The organism is Streptomonospora wellingtoniae, from assembly GCF_031845375.1.
GTDB classification, from domain to species: domain Bacteria; phylum Actinomycetota; class Actinomycetes; order Streptosporangiales; family Streptosporangiaceae; genus Streptomonospora; species Streptomonospora wellingtoniae.
In genome coordinates, this window is the sequence record NZ_JAVREK010000015.1 from 1 (window position 1) to 15,020 (window position 15,020).

General features: G+C 73.6%; 15 protein-coding genes and 1 pseudogene. 14 read left to right on the forward strand and 2 right to left on the reverse strand.

Annotation, left to right across the window (positions count from 1 at the left end):
- Nucleotides 1–204, forward strand: a pseudogene (locus RM446_RS14795) (IS110 family transposase); the annotation flags it as partial.
- A 29-nt stretch (nucleotides 205–233) separates the two neighbouring features.
- On the opposite strand, the gene RM446_RS14800 reads toward RM446_RS14795, so the two are convergent.
- Nucleotides 234–1,043, reverse strand: coding sequence for a maleylpyruvate isomerase family mycothiol-dependent enzyme (locus RM446_RS14800; protein ID WP_311545872.1), 810 nt, complete (start codon nucleotides 1,041–1,043; stop codon nucleotides 234–236).
- A gap of 233 nt (nucleotides 1,044–1,276) precedes the next feature.
- On the opposite strand from RM446_RS14800, the gene RM446_RS14805 reads away from it, so the two are divergent.
- Together RM446_RS14805 and RM446_RS14810 are read left to right on the forward strand one after the other, a co-directional pair.
- Nucleotides 1,277–3,244 carry an ABC transporter ATP-binding protein gene (locus RM446_RS14805; protein ID WP_311545873.1) on the forward strand — a complete coding sequence of 656 codons (1,968 nt, stop codon included), beginning with the start codon at nucleotides 1,277–1,279 and terminating at the stop codon, nucleotides 3,242–3,244.
- Nucleotides 3,241–5,088, forward strand: coding sequence for an ABC transporter ATP-binding protein (locus RM446_RS14810; protein ID WP_311545874.1), 1,848 nt, complete (start codon nucleotides 3,241–3,243; stop codon nucleotides 5,086–5,088). The genes RM446_RS14805 and RM446_RS14810 overlap by 4 nt, the downstream gene beginning before the upstream one ends.
- Nucleotides 5,089–5,181: 93 nt before the next feature.
- Here RM446_RS14810 and RM446_RS14815 read toward each other — a convergent pair whose 3' ends face one another.
- Nucleotides 5,182–6,171 (reverse strand): SIS domain-containing protein, encoded by a 990-nt coding sequence (locus RM446_RS14815; protein WP_311545875.1) that lies wholly within the window; start codon nucleotides 6,169–6,171, stop codon nucleotides 5,182–5,184.
- Nucleotides 6,172–6,309: 138 nt separating this feature from the next.
- Here RM446_RS14815 and hisI point away from each other — a divergent pair, with 138 nt between their 5' ends.
- From hisI to lgt, 11 genes are all read left to right on the forward strand, one after another.
- The gene (gene hisI / locus RM446_RS14820) at nucleotides 6,310–6,711 is read left to right on the forward strand and encodes a phosphoribosyl-AMP cyclohydrolase (RefSeq protein ID WP_311545876.1); all 402 of its coding nucleotides are present in this window, start codon (nucleotides 6,310–6,312) and stop codon (nucleotides 6,709–6,711) included.
- Nucleotides 6,708–7,355 (forward strand): Trp biosynthesis-associated membrane protein, encoded by a 648-nt coding sequence (locus RM446_RS14825; RefSeq protein ID WP_311545877.1) that lies wholly within the window; start codon nucleotides 6,708–6,710, stop codon nucleotides 7,353–7,355. The genes hisI and RM446_RS14825 overlap by 4 nt, the downstream gene beginning before the upstream one ends.
- A complete protein-coding gene (locus RM446_RS14830; protein WP_311545878.1) occupies nucleotides 7,355–7,711 on the forward strand; it encodes an HGxxPAAW family protein in 357 nt (118 codons plus the stop codon). Before RM446_RS14825 ends, RM446_RS14830 begins: the two co-directional genes overlap by 1 nt.
- A gap of 124 nt (nucleotides 7,712–7,835) precedes the next feature.
- Complete coding sequence (locus RM446_RS14835; RefSeq protein ID WP_311545879.1) at nucleotides 7,836–8,183, forward strand: CD225/dispanin family protein; 348 nt, start codon at nucleotides 7,836–7,838, stop codon at nucleotides 8,181–8,183.
- Complete coding sequence (locus RM446_RS14840) at nucleotides 8,183–8,623, forward strand: DUF2752 domain-containing protein (RefSeq protein ID WP_311545880.1); 441 nt, start codon at nucleotides 8,183–8,185, stop codon at nucleotides 8,621–8,623. Before RM446_RS14835 ends, RM446_RS14840 begins: the two co-directional genes overlap by 1 nt.
- 258 nt (nucleotides 8,624–8,881) lie before the next feature.
- Nucleotides 8,882–9,688, forward strand: a complete 807-nt coding sequence (trpC, locus tag RM446_RS14845) for an indole-3-glycerol phosphate synthase TrpC (RefSeq protein WP_311545882.1) — start codon at nucleotides 8,882–8,884, stop codon at nucleotides 9,686–9,688.
- 189 nt (nucleotides 9,689–9,877) lie between these two features.
- Complete coding sequence (trpB, locus tag RM446_RS14850; RefSeq protein ID WP_311545883.1) at nucleotides 9,878–11,113, forward strand: tryptophan synthase subunit beta; 1,236 nt, start codon at nucleotides 9,878–9,880, stop codon at nucleotides 11,111–11,113.
- 38 nt (nucleotides 11,114–11,151) lie between these two features.
- Nucleotides 11,152–11,970, forward strand: a complete 819-nt coding sequence (gene trpA, locus RM446_RS14855; RefSeq protein WP_311545884.1) for a tryptophan synthase subunit alpha — start codon at nucleotides 11,152–11,154, stop codon at nucleotides 11,968–11,970.
- A gap of 269 nt (nucleotides 11,971–12,239) precedes the next feature.
- Nucleotides 12,240–12,755, forward strand: coding sequence for a MauE/DoxX family redox-associated membrane protein (locus RM446_RS14860; protein WP_311545885.1), 516 nt, complete (start codon nucleotides 12,240–12,242; stop codon nucleotides 12,753–12,755).
- Nucleotides 12,756–12,903: 148 nt separating this feature from the next.
- Nucleotides 12,904–13,920 (forward strand): DsbA family protein, encoded by a 1,017-nt coding sequence (locus RM446_RS14865; protein WP_311545886.1) that lies wholly within the window; start codon nucleotides 12,904–12,906, stop codon nucleotides 13,918–13,920.
- Between the two features lie 20 nt (nucleotides 13,921–13,940).
- Nucleotides 13,941–15,017 carry a prolipoprotein diacylglyceryl transferase gene (gene lgt / locus RM446_RS14870; RefSeq protein WP_311545887.1) on the forward strand — a complete coding sequence of 359 codons (1,077 nt, stop codon included), beginning with the start codon at nucleotides 13,941–13,943 and terminating at the stop codon, nucleotides 15,015–15,017.
- Nucleotides 15,018–15,020 lie beyond the last annotated feature (3 nt).

Consider the following 15,020-nt stretch of genomic DNA (forward strand, 5'->3'; position numbering starts at 1 on the left):
CGGCAGCTCAAACGGGCCATGTTCCTCTCGGCGTTCGCGGCCTTGCATGATCCGGCCTCCCGCGGCTACTACGACAAGTGCCGGGCCCGCGGCAAGACCCACACACAAGCTCTGCTGCGCCTGGCCCACCACCGCATCAGCGTCCTGTTCGCCATGCTCCGCGACGGAACCTTCTACGAACCCCGAGCACCACGCCCGGCTTGACAAAGAACATAGAGGCACCCCCCCGGGGGTCAGGACCAGGCGACGCGCTCCAGCCAGAAGTCAAGAAGCGCGCGGTCGCCCTCGACCGCCACATCCGCCCCCTCGGCGGGGCGCCGCCGCATCAGCACCAGCAGCAGCTCTGCGGGGGGTCCGGTCACGGTCACCGCAGCCGGCCCCGTACCGCGGCCGCACACGATCGCGTCGCCTGTCAGGTCCACCAGCCAGCGCGGGCGCTCCGCCGACGCCGTGCCGTCGGCCTCGAAGGCCAGCAGGCGCCCCGGGCCCCGCAGTTCGCGCTTGTGCGGATGGACGTCGAGCATCATCGGCAGCGACTCCAGGTCCATCCACTCGTCGACGGCGTCGACGGCCGCGGCCCTGTCCAGCGCGAAGCCGGTCCCCAGCGCGCGGGCCGCGTCGGCCCGGTGCACCGCGGTCTCGTGGGCGAACCTGCGGGCGTAGAAGCCGGACAGGGCGCCCGGGACCGGAGTCCACACCCGGGCATCGGGCCCGGCCGCGCGCAGGGTCGCCGCCAGGCGCTCGGCCCCCGCGACCAGCCAGGCGCCCGCCGCCGCTCCCTCGCCGGCGCCGGCGGGGGAGGGATCGGCGGAGTCGTCGTCCACATCGCGCATGAGACCAGCGGGCAGGGGCTCGGCCGCGCGGGTACGCACGGTCTCGTCGGCCCAGCGGTGCCCGCCCCAGAGGTGGCGCACCAGATTGCGCAGCGTCCAGCCGGGGCAGGCGGGAACGGGGAGATCGAGGTCGGCGCCGTCGAGGTGCGCCGCGAGGAGCCGGCTCTGCTCGGCCAGGTGGCCGCAGAGGCGGTCGTGGTCCATAGTCATGGAAGCCGACGCTAGACCGGGGGTGAGACATCCGGGCGCGGCCGCGCGGTGCGCGTCCGGATGCGGACACGACGCGGCGGTGCCCGGCGGAATAGTCCGTGTGCGCCGTCCGCTGAACCTATTCGGCTACGGCCTTTCCGGTACGCCGGAGTAGGTTGGAGCGGCGGTGCCGTCGGGTCATCGGACGGTACCCCGCGACCGCTGCGATTTCGGGCCTACGGGCAGGGGGACCTATGCCGGACGACGGTACGAGCAGCCGCACGCAGCACCGGGCGGTGTTCAGACGCGGATTGCACGTGCTGTGGGTCGCCATCCGCACCGAGCCCGCCGTCTTCCTCGTCGCGGTCGCCGGGGCCGGTCTGCACGCCGCCGTCAGCGTGGCCTCGGCCGAGGTCATGGGCGGGATCACCGACCGTGTCGTGCTGCCCGCCTTCGAGAGCCGCTCTACCACGTCCTCCGCCCTGGCGGCGGCCGCGGCGCTGCTGCTGGGCGTCGGCCTCGCCAAGGCGATCGGCCTGGCCGCCCGGCGGCTGTTCGCCGGGCTGATGCAGTTCCGCATGCAGGCCCGCTACCGGCGCAGCGTCTCGCGCACCTACCTGCGCCTGCCGCTGGCCTGGCACCACCGCCACGCCACCGGCCAACTGCTGTCCAACGCAAACGCCGACGTCGAGGAGGCCTGGCGGCCGCTGGCCCCGCTGCCCATGGCGATCGGCAGCGTCGCCATGCTGCTCATCGCCGCCGTCGCGATGGTGGTCACCGACCCGGTACTGGCGACGATCGCCTTCGTGGTCTTCCCGGCGCTGGCCGTGGCCAACGTCGTCTTCCAGCGGCGCGTATCACCGGCCGCCACCCGCGCCCAGGCACTGCGGGCCGAAGTCAGCGAGGTCGCCCACGAGTCCTTCGACGGCGCCCTCGTGGTCAAGAGCCTGGGCCGCGAGGACACCGAGACCGAGCGCTTCACCCAGGCCGCGCACCGGCTGCGCGACGCCCAGATCCGCGTCGGCCGGATGCGCGCCGCCTTCGACCCCGTCATGGAACACCTGCCCAACTTCGGCATCCTGGCCGTGCTCCTGGTCGGCATGTGGCGGCTGTCCGCCGGTGCCATCACGGCGGGCGAGCTGGTGCAGGTCGCCTACCTGTTCACCCTGCTCAGCATGCCCATCCGCTCCTTCGGCTGGCTGCTGGGCGACCTGCCCCGCACCGTGGTGGCCTGGGACCGCGTCCAGGCCGTCCTCACCGCGGAGGGCTCGATGCCCTACGGAGAGCGGCGGGTCCCCCGGGGCAGCGGCGGGGTCGGCCTCACCGCCCGCGGCGTCGGCTTCTCCTACGAGGACGCCTTCACCGGCGGCGCGCGCGACCTCTCCGACGACCCCGACACCGTCGCCGCCCAGCGCAGCATCGTGCTGCACGGCGTCGACCTCGACATCGAGCCCGGACGCACCGTAGCGCTCGTGGGCCCCACCGGCGCGGGCAAGTCCACGCTGACCACCGTGCTCATGCGCCTGGTCGACCCCGACACCGGAACCGTCGCCCTCGACGGCGCCGATGTGCGCGAGCTGGACCGGGGCGAGATCGCACGCGCCGCCGCGCTCGTGCCGCAGTCGACGTTCGTCTTCGAGGACACCGTGCGCGGCAACATCACCCTGGGCGCCGACATCGACGACGCAGACGTGTGGGCCGCCCTGCGGCTGGCCCGCGCCGACTCCTTCATCGCGGCCCTGCCCGAGGGCCTCGACACCCGCCTGGGCGAGCGCGGAACCAGCCTCTCCGGCGGCCAGCGCCAGCGGCTCGCGCTCGCCCGCGCGGTGGTGCGCAAGCCCCGGCTGCTCATCATGGACGACGCCACCTCCGCGGTGGACCCGCAGGTCGAGGCGCAGATCCTCGCCGGGCTGCGCGAGACCGACCTGGCCGCGACGGTGCTGGTGGTCGCCTACCGCCGCGCCACGATCGAGCTCGCCGACGAGGTCGTCTACCTGGAGCAGGGGACCGTGCGCGATCGCGGCACCCACACCGAGCTGCTGGAGAGCTCCGCCGGCTACCGGAGCCTCGTCACCGCCTACGAGCGCGCCGCCGCGGAGCGGGCCGGCGAGCCCGAACCGGACGAGGGGGGCCCCGAGCCCCGCGGCCTGCGCCCCGCGCCGTCCCCGGGCTCGGCCGGCGGCGACGGGCAGACCGACGAGACCAGGGAGACCGTACGTTGACAGCCCCCGCCGCAGATTCCGGGAGCCGCGCACCCGCCGACGAGGACGCGCCCGGCGAAGCCCCGCCCCAGGGCGGGCTGCAGCGCAGCGGCGACGGCGCCGTGGCCACCGTCCGGCGCGGCCTGCAGCTGTCGCCGGAGTTCGCCCAAGGCCTGTGGCTGACTCTGCTGCTGGCCGTTGTGGCCACTGCGGGCAAGGTCATCGTGCCCATCGCGGTCCAGCAGATCATCGACCGCGGCATGGACACCGGCACCGGCCGCCCCGACATGGACTTCGTGACCACGACCGTGGCGCTGTGTGCGCTCACCCTCCTCGCCACGATGTCCAGCGCCTACGTGATGAACGTGCGGCTCTACCGCGCCACCGAGTCCGCGCTGGCAACCCTGCGCCGCAAGGCCTTCCGGCACGTCCACGACCTGTCCGTGCTCACCCAGAACAGCGAGCGCAAGGGAGCGCTGGTCGCCCGCGTCACCGCCGACGTCGACCAGATCAGCACCTTCATGCAGTGGGGCGGCCTCCAGCTGATCGTCAGCATCGGCCAACTGGTCGTGGCCACCGCGCTCATGGCCGTCTACTCCTGGGAGCTCACCCTGCTGGTGTGGGTGTGCTTCATTCCGCTGCTGCTGGGCGCGCGCTGGCTGCAGAAGCGGCTTTCGCGCGCCTATCTCGCGGTCCGCGAACGCACCGGCGACATGCTCGGCGCCGTCGGCGAGACCGTCATGGGCGCCTCGGTCATCCGCGCCCACGCCACCGAGGAGCGCACCGCCCGCCGCGTCGACACCACCGTCCTGGCCACCCGCACCGCCCAGGTGAAGGCCCAGCGGCTGTCGATGGCCGTCTCGCCCTTCGCCGAGATCATCGCGGCCATAGGCAACGCCGCCGTGGTGGTGGCCGGCGTGGTGCTGGGCATCGGCGGGGGGATCTCCGCGGGCGAGCTGGTGGCGTTCCTGTTCCTGATGACGCTGTTCATCCAGCCGATGATGATGGCCACCGAGATCTTCAACGAGGCGCAGAACGCCATCGCGGGCTGGCGCCGCGTCCTGGGCATCCTCGACACGGTGCCCGACATCGCCGACCCCGGCGAGGCCGGCGCCGAGCTGCCGCGCGGCCCCGTGGCGGTGGCCTTCGAAGGCGTGTCCTACGCCTACCCCGGCGGCCCCACCGTCCTCGACTCCGTCGACGAGCGGATCGCGCCCGGCACCCGCCTGGCCGTGGTGGGCGAGACCGGATCGGGCAAGACGACGTTCGTCAAGCTGCTCACCCGGCTGATGGACCCGGCCGAGGGCCGGGTCCTCGTCGACGGCACCGACCTGCGCGAGGTCGCCTTCTCGTCGCTGCGCGCTCGGATGGTGATGGTGCCCCAGGAGGGCTTCCTCTTCGACAGCTCGCTGGGCGCCAACATCCGCTTCGCCCGGCCCGAGGCCACCGACGCCGAGCTGGAAGCGGCCGTCGGCGAGCTGGGCCTGTCCGAGTGGCTGCGCGGCCTGGCCCACGGCCTGGACACCCCCGTCGGCCAGCGCGGCGAGTCGCTCTCGGCCGGCGAGCGCCAGCTGGTGGCGCTGGTGCGCGCCTACGTCGCCGACCCCGACCTGCTGGTGCTGGACGAGGCCACCTCGGCTGTCGACCCCGACACCGAGGTGCGCATACAACGGGCGCTGGACCGGCTCACCCGCGGGCGGACGTCGGTGGCCATCGCCCACCGCCTCTCCACCGCCGAGGCCGCCGACGAGGTCCTCGTCTTCGACGCCGGCCGCGTCGTCCAGCGGGGCGGCCACGACGACCTGGTCGCCCGCCCCGGTGTCTACGCCGACCTGTACGCCTCCTGGGTGCGCAGTTCCGCCTGAACGACAGTCGGGGAGTCGGGGCGTGGGCCCAACCCCCGTTGATCTTGTAGCTATCGTGAGGGAAAACGATTCAGACTCACGATAGCTACAAGATCAACGGTGATAGCGCTCGCGCTCGGCCCACCAGTGTGCGGCCAGCAGCTCGGCGACCACCGGTTCGGTCAGCAGGCTGACGTCGGGGTCGCCGTCGCCGGGATAGCGCACCGCCATCTCCGCGCCCGGCACGTCGCCGCCCACGGCCACCGCCCGGCCGCGCAGCTGGAGCAGGTGGTCCATGGTGCGCTCGTCGTAGTGCGAGCCCGCGAACAGCAGCGCGCGGTAGTCGCAGACCGCCGCCAGGTAGCGGTCGGTGTGCGACCACTCGCCCGACTCCACCGCGTGGGCGGGCACGACCGGCCCCCGGCGCAGTGCCAGCGCACCCTGCTGTGCCGAGCACAGCCGCTCCGCCGGCGCCGCCAGATGCAGCCCGTCGGGCGAGCTCAGCGCCTCGGCCGCGCGCGGCACCCACTCCCGCGCCTGCTCCAGCAGCCCCGCCGTGGCGTTGGCGCAGCGCCGCAGGCTCACGGTCACGTCGCCGCCGACAGCCGGCGCGCCCAGCCGGTAGCCCAGCAGCAGCAGCAGTGCCAGGGCGTGCTGGAAGGCGCGGCAGGCGAGCCCGCTGCGCTCCTCGCCCGCCGACAGCGGCACCAGGATGTCGGCGTAGCGCGCCACCGGCCCGTCCGGTGCGTCGGTGAGGACGACCACCGCCGACTGCTCGACATAGGCGTCCAGAGCCGTGCACAGCTCCCGCGCGCCGCTGCCCGCCTCGACGGCGACCACCAGCGTGTCCGGGCCCGGCGGCAGAGAGCGCTGCGCCGAGGCGTACTCGGCGACCGCGCCGAGCCCGGCCGTCCGCATCCGCGCGGCCGCCGTCGCACACGCATGGCGCGCCGCCCCCACCCCGAGCAGGAGGATGCCCGCCGGCTCGTCGTCCAGCAGGGCCGGAAGCGCCCGGTAGGGGTCACGGCGGGAGAGGCGGTCGGCGAGCGCGGCGAGCGCGTCGGGCTTGCCGGCCAGATCGGCGGTGAGCAGCTCGGCGGACACAGCACTCCTGGGTCTCTGCGCGGGGCGGGTGCGGCGCCAGAAACCCTACGGGGTCACCGGACCGGCACGAGCGCGGGGAGCGGCGGAGCAGGGCCGACCCCGCCGCGACCTCCCCCGCCGGGCCCCTAGGCTTGGACCATGAGCACCACCCCTCCCGCAGGCGCCGACGAGCAGCGGCTCGCGCCGGAGATCGCCGCGCGGCTCACGCGCAACGCCGACGGCCTGCTGCCCGCCGTCGTCCAGCAGTACGACACCGGCGAGGTGCTCATGCTGGCCTGGATGGACGACGAGGCGCTGCGCCGCACCCTGCAGACCGGAAGCGCCACCTACTGGTCGCGCAGCCGTCGCGAGTACTGGGTCAAGGGCGCCACCTCGGGCAACGTCCAGCGGGTCATGGGCGCCGCGCTGGACTGCGACGGCGACACCCTTCTGATCAGGGTGGACCAGACCGGCGCCGCCTGCCACACCGGCACCCGCACGTGCTTCGACGAGCGCGAACTGCCCCTCGGCGGCGGCGCCCGCCACCGGGAGGCGCGGTGACCGTGCGCCGCGTCGAGTTCACGGTCGCCCTGTGCGCCGTGGCGGCGGGTGCAGGAACCCTCGCCGGGGCCTCCGGGCGCACGTGGGCCCGCGCCCAGGTGAACGTCGGCGGGCCGGTCGCCGCCGCACCCGTCGAGCTGACCGGCGACGATCTCGCGCCCACCGCCTTCGCGATGGGCCTGGCGGGGCTCGCGGCGCTGGCCGCCGTGCTGGCGACGCGCGGCCCCGTGCGGCGTGCGCTGGGCGGGGTCGTCGCCCTCTTCGGCCTCGCTGCGCTGGTCGGAGTGTGGCGCGGCACACGCGCGGCGTCCCTGCAGGAGGCCGCCGCCGACCGCGCCACCGCCGGCGGCGCCGTCGACAACCTGCACCTGCTCGCCCAGTGGCCCGCGCTGGCGGCGGCGGGTGCCCTCCTGCTGGCGGCCGCCGGGGCCTGCACACTGGTCCGGGGTGCCGCCTGGCCCGCCATGGGCGGCAGGTACGATCGCCACAGCGCCCCCGGCGCGGCCCGCTCCAGTGACCCCGCCGAGCTGTGGAAGTCGCTCGACACCGGTGCCGACCCCACTGTCGACCCCGGATCGGCCGAGGAGCCCGGGGCGGCGGCCGTAAGCGGCCGCACCGACCACGAGAACCCGAAGGAGCCTTGATGGCCGACGAACACCACGAGGACCACGGCCACACCCTCGCCGGGTGGTTTCTGACCATGTCCTGGATCGTCGTGTGGACCGCGGCCGGGCTGATGATCATCCTGGTCGACCAGGACGTGGTGCTGTGGTCCGTCGCCGCCCTTGGCCTGAGCGTCGCCTGCGCCGCCGTCGCCGGCATCATGAAGAAGGCCGGCCTGGGCCGCAAGCATCCGCGCCCCACGCCGCCGACCCGCCAGGAGTGGGAGGCGCAGCGCTCCGGCGCGGACGCCGGCACCGCGGCGGCGGAGGCGGAGGAGCCGGACGAGGAGTCCGACGAGTCCGAGCGGGCGTCCGGAGAGAAGGCCGCGGCCCGCTGATCGTAAAGGGCGCCGACGCGGCGTCCGCGCCGCCGAGCGGGTTGCCATGGCACACTGCTCGCACGGGCGCCGCGCAGGAGCTGCGGCGCCGCCTCTGGAACACCGAACGCAGGAAGCCCCCGAAATGAGCTACGGTACCCCGCCCGGCCCGCCCCCCGGCAACCACACCCCGCCGCCCGGCGGCTATCCCCCCGGCGCCCGCGCCGACCCGCCCAACGACTTCCTGGTACCCGCCATCCTGTCGATGTTCTGCTGCTGGCCCCTTGCCATCCCGGCCATCCTGTCGGCGGCCAAGGTCAACGCCCAGTGGAACCTCGGCGACTACACCGGAGCCCAGGAGCGCGCCGCCAAGGCCAAGAAGTTCACGATCATCGCCGTGGTTGTCGGCGTGATCGTCTACGTGCTCTCGACCGTGGGCTACGTCGGCATCATGGCCACCGCCCTCAGCAGCATGCCCACCACCACCTACTGATGGCCCGCGGTACCACCGGAGCGCCGCGGCGCCGCCTGCATCCCGGGGCGGCGCCGCTGCTGCTGGGCGCGGCCGGGCTCGCCGGCGCCACGCTGCTGCACTTCGTCGACCCCAACGAGGCCGGGCACTATCCCACCTGCCCGTGGCTGCTGGTCACCGGGACCTGGTGCCCCGGGTGCGGTGCCATGCGGGCGGTTCACGCGCTGACCGACCTGGACGTCGCCGGCGCCCTGCAGATGAACGCTCTGCTGCTGGCGGTCGCGCCGTTCATCGTCTACAGCTACCTCCGCTGGCTGTACCGGTCCTTCAGGCCGGCGCCCCCGCGCACGACTCCCGGGAAGGCCGTGCACCCCGGCTGGCTGTACCTGTTCCTGGGCGTGCTGCTGGCTTTCTGGCTGGTGCGCAACCTGCCCTTCGGCCAGTTCCTCGCCCCGGGTTAGCGGACCGGTCCGGTTCCGGCGCGCCAAACCGGGGGACGTGGCCACGGCCCCGCCCGGACTCGATACGATCGGTAGTACCCGAACGCGAGGCGGTCCCCGCGGTCCGGTGCCCGGCCCCGGCGCGCTACGCGGCGGGCGCGCCCGACCCGGCTACTCCGCGCCCGCCTCGGCCGCGGGAACCCGACGAGCCCGGTGCTACCCGTACGCGCGGGGATGGTCCGGATCCGCACCACCGGCGATATGAGGGGGCAGTCCCACGTGAGCGTGCTCGACGAGATTGTCGGGGGAGTGCGCGCCGATCTCGCCGATCGGCAGGCGGCCACACCCCTGGAGCGGCTCAAGAAGCTGGCCGAGTCCGCGCCGCGGCCCCAGGACGCGGCCGCCGCGCTGCGCCGCCCCGGTGTGCAGGTCGTCGCCGAGGTCAAGCGCTCCAGTCCCTCGAAAGGCGAGCTCGCCACCATCACCGACCCCGCCGCCCTCGCCCGCGACTACGCCGACGGCGGCGCCGCGCTCATCAGCGTGCTGACCGAGCAGAGGCGCTTCAACGGGAGCCTGGCCGATCTCGACGCGGTCCGCGCCGCGGTGCCGACCCCGCTGCTGCGCAAGGACTTCATCGTCAGCTCCTACCAGCTGTGGGAGGCGCGAGTGCACGGGGCCGACGCCGTGCTGCTGATCGTCGCCGCCCTGGAGCAGGAGGCGCTGGTCTCCCTGGTGGAGCGGGCGCATTCGCTGGGCCTGACGCCGCTTGTGGAGGTGCACACCGAGGACGAGGTCGAGCGCGCGCTGGACGCCGGAGCCACCGTCGTCGGCGTCAACGCCCGCGACCTGAAGACACTTCAGGTCGACCGCGACACCTTCGCCCGCCTGGCGCCGCTGATCCCCTCCGACCGCGTTCGCGTCGCCGAGTCCGGCGTGCGCGGGCCCCACGACCTGCTCGCCTACGCGGGCCACGGCGCCGACGCAGTGCTCGTGGGCGAGAGCCTGGTCCGCGGCCGCCACCCGCGCGACGCCGTCGCCGACCTCGTGACGGCGGGCGCGCACCCCGCGCTGCGGGACCGGGGCTGATCGTGCAGGCGCCGCGGTCGCCGGCACTGCCGGCCGCCTGCGCGCGATGGCCCTAGGGGGCCTCGCGCAGCCGCGCGACGCCCCCGCAGCCGCGCTGACCTCCAGCCGGCCGGCGACCGGGGCTGTCCGCCCGGCGCGTCGGCTTCCGACAGCCGAGGGCGCGCGCCGCGCGCCGACATGGAGAACCACATGCCATCCGCGACACCGGACCACAGCAGCTCCCGGCAGCCCGACGAGCGCGGGCACTACGGCCGCTACGGCGGCCGCTTCAGCCCCGAGGCCCTGATCGCCGCGCTCGACCAGGTCGCCCAGGAGTGGGAGAAGGCCAAGAACGACCCGGGTTTCCGCGGAGAGCTGGACGCCCTGCTGCGCGACTACACCGGACGCCCCAGCCTGCTGACCGAGGCGCCGCGCTTCGCCCGGCACTGCGGCGGAGCCCGCGTGCTGCTCAAGCGCGAGGACCTGAACCACACCGGTTCCCACAAGATCAACAACGTGCTCGGCCAGGCGCTGCTGACCAAGCGCATGGGCAAGACCAGGGTGATCGCCGAGACCGGGGCGGGCCAGCACGGCGTGGCCACCGCCACCGCATGCGCCCTGATGGGCCTCGACTGCGTCATCTACATGGGCGAGGAGGACACCCGCCGCCAGGCGCTCAACGTCGCCCGCATGCGGCTGCTGGGTGCCGAGGTCGTCCCGGTCACCGTGGGCAGCCGCACCCTCAAGGACGCCATCAACGAGGCGTTCCGCGACTGGGTGGCCAACGTCGACACCACCCACTACCTCTTCGGCACCGTGGCCGGCCCGCACCCGTTCCCGGCGCTGGTGCGCGACCTGCACTACGTCATCGGCGAGGAGGCCCGCTCCCAGGTGCTCGAGTCGACCGGGCGGCTGCCCGACGCGGTGGCGGCCTGCGTGGGCGGCGGCTCCAACGCGATGGGCATCTTCGCCGCGTTCCTCCCCGACACCGAGGTGGCCCTGTACGGTTTCGAGGCCGGCGGGGACGGCGTCGCCACGGATCGCCACGCCGCAGCGATCTCCGGCGGCGCCCCGGGCGTGTTCCACGGCGCCCGCACCTACGTGCTCCAGGACGACTACGGACAGACCCTGCCCAGCCACTCGATCTCGGCCGGCCTGGACTACCCGGCCGTGGGCCCCGAGCACGCGTGGCTGGCCGACGCCGGGCGGGTCACCTACCGGGCCGTCACCGACGCCGAGGCGATGGAGGCGTTCCGGCTGCTGAGCCGCACCGAGGGCATCATCCCGGCGATCGAGAGCGCCCACGCACTCGCCGGCGTTCGGCGGGTCGGCACCGAGCTGGGACCCGAGGGCGTCATCGTGGTCAACCTCTCCGGCCGCGGCGACAAGGACGTCGACACCGCCGCGTCCTACTTCGGCCTCGTCGACGGCGGGGAGTCGGCGTGAACGGGCGGACGAGCGGCGGGCGAGACGAGCGAGGAACGATGAGCCAGACCACACTTCAGGCCGCGCTGGCCCGGGCCGCCGACGAAGGGCGGGCCGCCCTCATCGGCTACCTGCCGGCGGGGTTCCCCGACCCGGACTCCTCCATCGGGATCATCCAGGCCATGGTCCAGGGCGGCTGCGACGTCGTCGAAGTCGGGCTGCCCTACTCCGACCCGACCATGGACGGCCCCACCATCCAGCGGGCCGCCGACACCGCCCTGGCGGCGGGTACCACGCCGCCCGACGTGCTGCGCGTCGTCGAGGCCACCGCGGCCACCGGGGCCGCGGCGCTGGTCATGACCTACTGGAACCCCGTCGAGCGCTACGGCCCGGAGCGCTTCTGCGCCGACCTGGCCGCGGCGGGCGGCGCCGGAGTGATCACCCCGGACCTCATCCCCGAGGAGGCCGACGAGTGGTTCGCGGCCACCGACGCCGCGGGCTTGGACCGGGTCTTCCTGGTCGCGCCCTCCTCGACCGACGAGCGGCTCCGGCTGACCGCCCGGGCCTCGCGCGGTTTCGTCTACGCCGCCTCGCTGATGGGGGTCACCGGAACGCGAGCGCAGGTCTCGGGCACTGCGGAGAAGCTGGTCGCCCGCACCCGCGCCGCGATCGGCGACGCCGGGCCCTCCGTGTGCGTGGGCCTGGGCATCTCCAACCGGTCCCAGGCCGCCGAGGTGGCCGCCTACGCCGACGGCGTCATCGCCGGAGCCGGGTTCTGCCAGCGGGTGCTGGACGCACCCGATCTGGAGACCGGCAAGGGCGCGGTGCGCGCCTTCGCCGAGGAGTTGGCGCTGGGCGTGCGCGCCGGCCGCTCCTGAGCCGCACGGCGGACGACCGGACCGCCGCCGGGCGGCGGTCCGGTAGAGCCGGGTAAGACAAGTAAGAGTTCCGTGAGATTGCACCCTCCGGCGCCGTGCGCGGGCATGCCCGGGCGGTGCGGCGCGGTTACAGTGCGGCGAGGACGCCCGCCGCGGTCGCAGCGGACCGCGCGTACCGGCGCCCTGACTTAGAGTAGTGTACGCACGGTGCGTACCGGAAAGCCCGGTGCCCTCGCCGAAGTGACCGCCTCGCCCCCTGGAACCCTTCATTGGACACAACACACGATTCGGCGGCGGCGACCGCCTCCGCCGCGGCTCGCCGCTGGTCGGCGATCCAGCCTTGGGCGACCCTCCTGGCGCGCCTCGGGCTCGCCGGAGTGCTGACGTTCGCGGCCGTGAGCAAGCTGCCGCCGGCGCTGTCGGTTCAGTCCGTCGAGGCCTACCAGCTCTTCTCCTCCGAGCTGAGCCGCTTCATCGGCTTCACGCTGCCGCTGTTGGAGCTCGCTCTGGCGCTGCTGCTGGTCGTCGGCATGGCCACGCGCTACGTCGGTGCCGCATCGGGACTGCTGATGCTGGTGTTCATCGCGGGCATCGCCTCGGCGTGGGCGCGCGGACTGAACATCGACTGCGGATGCTTCGGCACCGGCGGCCAGGTCGCCGAGGGCGAGACCCGCTACGGGCTCGACATCGCGCGCGACGTCGGCTTCCTCGCGCTGGCCGCGGTCGCCGCGATCTGGCCGCGCTCGCCCCTGGCGCTGGACCGCCTGTTCGGCCTCTACCGCTGAACAGGCCGCCGGGGAGCCGCGGCGGGGGCTGCCCCTCTCGGGCGGTTGCGCTGTGCGTCGGGCGCGCTCACGAACCGGCCGCTTGTCGGGCGACGGCGGCCACACCTGCGAAGAGACAGAACAGACTACGGATCACGGTGATCGGCTGATGGGCAAGGCTGCGCGGGAGGCGTCCCGCGAACGACTGAAGCGGGAACGGGAGCAGGCGAGGAAGCGCGCCGCGCGGAACAAGATCCTCGGCGTCGTCGGCGCCGCGCTCGCGGTGGTGCTGGTCGTGGTCGGCGGCGGCTACTTCTTCTTCACCCAGCAGCGGGCGGAGGAGCAGGCGTTCGCGCAGCGCTACGACGACCTGCCCGCCCAGACTTTGCAGGAGGACGGCAGCGTCGTGCTGGGCGACAAGGGCACCGAGGCTCCCGTGGTCGAGGTCTACGCCGACTTCCAGTGCCCGGCCTGCAAGCAGTTCGAGGACGCCAGCGGCCCGACCCTGCAGCAGTTGGCCGCCGAGGGCGACGCCGTCGTGCACTACCGCCCGGTCAGCATCTTCGCCCAGGCGAAGTCCCCGATCAGCGACAACTCGCTGCGCGGCTCGGCCGCCGCACGGGCGGCCGCCGACTACGGCAAGTTCGTCCAATACAACGACAAGCTGTTCGAGAACCAGCCCGCAGAGGGGGCGCAGGGCTTCTCCACCGCGGACCTCAAGCAGTGGGGGACCGGCCTCGGCATCGACGACCCCGACTTCGCCAAGCGGGTCGAGGCCGAGAGCAAGGTCGTCGACACCTTCACCGGCGAGTACCTCCCCGAGCTGACCCGCAAGGCCCAGGAAGGGCTGAGCGGCGACCAGATCCAGAAGATGGGCGTGGGCGGCCTCATGGAGTGGGGCGACGAGCACGGCGTGGACAGCTCGTTCCTCCAGGACACCTACGTCCAGGAGGTCCTCGATGCCACATCGGCGGTCAAGGGCCGGTACTCTTCCGGAGCGAACGCGTTCAACGGGACCCCGTCGGTCTACGTCAACGGCGACAAGATGGGCGACGCCGCCTTCTCCGGCGACGGCGTCCGCGAAGCGGTGGAGCAGGCCGGGCCCGGCGAGGTGAGCACGGAACCGCTCGCCGCGGCCGCCGGCCCGTCCCCAGGAGCCTCGCCCGAGCCAGAAGCCTCCCCCTGACCCAAGGACAGATCCGCGCGATGACGAATTCGCTGATCGCCCCCGAGGGCGCGGCCGCGACCGGCCGCGCCCTCGCGGCCATCCCCAGCCCCGATGTGAGTTCGATCTCGCTCGGCCCGGTGACCATCCACTTCTACGCACTGTGCATCCTCGCCGGGGTCGTGGCCGCGGTGTTCTGGAGCGAGCGCCGCTGGGCGGCTATGGGGGGCGAGAAGGGGACCATCGTCGACCTCGCGGTGCCCGCGGTGCTGCTGGGGCTGGTCGGCGGCCGCCTCTACCACGTCATCAGCGACTACCAGCTGTACTTCGGCCCCGGCCGCAACCCGGTCGAGGCGCTCTACATCTGGAACGGCGGGCTGGGCATCTGGGGCGCCGTCCCGCTGGGAGCGGTGGGCGTGTGGTGGGTCGCCCGGCGCCGCGGGATCTCGCTGTCCAAGCTGTCCTTCGCCATCGCCCCGACGATTCCGCTGGCCCAGGCCTTCGGCCGCTGGGGCAACTACTTCAACCAGGAGCTGTTCGGCAAGCCCACCGACGTCCCGTGGGCCGTGCACATCTCCCTGGACTACACCTACAACTCCGAAGGCGCCCCGCGGCCGGGCATGCAGCCGCTGCCGGGCAGCAGTACGGAGTACTACAGCACCTACCACCCGACGTTCCTCTACGAGTCGCTGTGGTGCCTTGCACTCGCGGTGCTGCTCGCCTGGCTGGGCAGGCGTTACGGCGACCGGCTGGACGGCGGGCGGCTGTTCGCGGTCTATATCATCGGCTACTGTGTGGGACGGTTCTGGATCGAGTACCTGCGCGTCGATCCTGCGCACGAGATTCTGGGCCTGCGGCTGAACAATTGGACCTCGGTACTGGTGCTCGCCGCCGCACTCGCCTACTTCGTGTGGGCCGGGCGGCGCCTGGACGCATTCTCCAGCCGGGTGGTCCCCGCGGGCCACGACGTCGGGACCGAGGTCTTCGACACCGACCCCGCCACGTCCCAGGACAGCGGCGACACCGGATCCGATGGCGGTTCCGAGGCCGCAGACCCGGAGACAGGAAAAGCCGGACGGCCGAAGGGCAGGGGCACCGCGCCGTCCGAGGATGGATGAGTT